Source organism: Streptomyces sp. AcH 505, from assembly GCF_000818175.1.
Classification (GTDB): domain Bacteria; phylum Actinomycetota; class Actinomycetes; order Streptomycetales; family Streptomycetaceae; genus Streptomyces.
This window is the reverse complement of the sequence record NZ_JTIY01000001.1, coordinates 4201460-4203896: the sequence shown is the minus strand read 5'-3', so window position 1 is coordinate 4203896 and position 2437 is coordinate 4201460. Positions and strand designations below refer to the sequence as shown.

At 74.6% G+C, this 2437-nt stretch carries 1 protein-coding gene and 1 pseudogene; one reads left to right on the top strand and one right to left on the bottom strand.

Annotated features, from left to right (window positions below; translation table 11 throughout):
• Positions 1–242: 242 nt before the first annotated feature.
• Positions 243–1436, top strand: coding sequence for an FAD-dependent oxidoreductase (locus tag HY68_RS19245; RefSeq protein ID WP_041990523.1), 1194 nt, complete (start codon positions 243–245; stop codon positions 1434–1436).
• A 16-nt stretch (positions 1437–1452) separates the two neighbouring features.
• Here the strand turns inward: HY68_RS19245 and HY68_RS45270 are convergent.
• Positions 1453–2437, bottom strand: a pseudogene (locus HY68_RS45270) (regulator); the annotation flags it as partial.

Here is a 2437-nt window from a genome sequence, read left to right as displayed (position 1 = left end):
CCGCCACCAGACAGCGAGACCGCAACCCAGACCGCACCCCCGCCGGAAGGCGACACCGCAGGACCCGGACACCGGCACGGACGACGACAACCGCAACCCAGACCCGCACCCCCCGCCGGAAGGCGAACCCGCGCGCCACGCGTGCCACCGTGCACCCGAACACGCGCGTCCGCCCCCGGCCGCCGCCATACCTACGCTCAACTCCGAACTCGCCTATAGCCAGGGCTTGTTGGGAGGGACACGTGTTCAACAGCAGCACCAACACCACGCACCACACAGACGTCGTCGTCATCGGTGCCGGTATCGCCGGCCTCGCCGCCGCTCGCCATCTGCGCGATGCCGGCCTCGACGTCACCGTTCTTGAGGCCGCGCCCTACGTCGGGGGGCGGATGGCCACCGACGACGTGGACGGCTTCCGGCTCGACCGTCTGGGGCAGTTGCTCAGCGCCTCGTACGACGAGTTGTACAGAACGCCCGGACTCGACGGCGTCGCCCTGCGGGCGTTCTCGCCCGGCGTGCTCGTGCACAGCGGCGGCATACGGCGCGCGCAGGGCGCATGGGGCGCGCACGCAAGCATGTCGGCGCAGGCGCCCCACCCGGACCGCCCCGCGCGGGACGTCTACCCGGACGCCACGGAACGCGCCCTGCTCGCCGCGCTGCTCCTCGACCCGGAACTCGCCACCTCGGGCCGGCGCGCCGAACTCGCCCTGCGTGACTTCGCCATGGGCGGACTGTGCGTACCGCAGGGCGGTGCCGCCGTGCTCGCCGAGGCGCTCGCGGGGGCGCTCCCGGCCGGTTCGGTACGTACGGAGGTGTCGGTGACCGAGGCGTCGATCAACCGCGTGCAGACCAAGGAGCACGGCGAGTTCGCCTGCCGGTCACTGCTGGTGGCGACCGGCGCGCGGGCCGCGGCCGAGCTGTTGCCGGGGCTGCGGGTACCCGCGTTCCATCCGGTGACGGTTCTTCACCACACGACAATAAACGCACCGTTGGCGGATCCCGTACTGCTGCTGGATGGCGACAGCGAAGGGCCCGTCGCGCACACCGCCGTGATGAGCGCGGTGGATCCGAGCCGCGCCCCCGCCGGCCGGTCGCTGATCTCGTCGACGGTGCTCGGCATCCCGCCCGCGGCGGGCGAGTTGGACCGTACGGTGCGGGCGCAGCTGGCCCGGATGTACGGATGTCCCACCGACGACTGGGAGTTGCTCGGCGTGCATCACGACCCGGAGGCGGTACCGGCCATGCCACCACCGTACGACCCGGTCCGCGCCGTGCGGCTGCTGGCGGGGCTGTACGTGTGCGGTGACCACCGGGACACCAACACCGCCCAGGGCGCGCTGTCTTCGGGCCGCAGGGCGGCGCGGGCGGTGCTGCGGGACATCGGCGCCCGGCCGGTGCGGGGGACGGTGGCGGCCCCCCTGACGGCAGCCGCGTAACGCCCCCCGCCAGGTCTCAGCCCAGCGCCGCGACCCGGTCCCGGTACGTGCGTACCGCCATCGCGTCCCGGTAGGGCTCCAGCCGCCGTTCGAACTCCCGGACGTACTCGACCGCGCGGGCCGACCGCATCTCCGTCGCCTGCTGGGCCGCCTCGGCGCCCAGCAGGCACGCCTGGTCCAGCTCGCCGAGGCCCAGCCGCGCCGTGGCGAGGACGACGCGGCAGAACAGCCGGCTGCGGGCCAGCGCGGGGGCGCGCAGCCGGAGGGAGCGCTCGGCGTGCTGCGCGGCCGTGCGGTACTGCTGGAGGTCGCGGTGGCAGTGGCCGAAGTCGTCGGCGAGCTGCGCCTCGTCGAAGTGGCGCGCCCAGTGGGGCACGTCGTCGCCGGGTCTGGCGCTCTCCAGGGCGCGTTCGGCCCGTACGAGCGAGGCGGTGGCCGTCCTGGCCTCGCCGAGCACGCCGTGGCCGCGCGCCTCGACGGCGTGCAGCAGGGCCTGGACGACGGGCGGCACCGCCGAGCCGACGCCCTGCTGGGCCACGCGCGCCAGCTGGACGGCTTCGCGGCCGTGGCCGAGGTAGACGGCCTGGCGGCTCATCGTGATCAGCACGTACGAGCCGTACGCCCGGTCGGCGGCGGCCTGGGAGAGCCGGAGTGCCTGCACGAAGTAGCGCTGGGCGAGGCCGTGGGCGGCGATGTCGTACGACGTCCAGCCGGCGAGCCGGGTCAGCTCGGCGGCGGCGGCGAACAGCCTGCGGCCGGTGTTCTCGCCGTATAAGCCGCGCAGCATCGGCTCGGTCTCGTGTTCGAGGTAGCGCACGAGCGCCTGCCGGGCGTGGCCGCCGCCGTACGTCTGGTCGAGGGTCCGGAACAGCTCGCCGACGGAGCGCAGCGCCTCGATGTCGCCGGGGGTGACCCGCTGCCCCGCCGCCCGTTCGGTGCGCTGCCGTGGGACGCCGGGGACGCCCGGCACGGCGGCGACACCCGGCGCGGCCGGGAGCGCG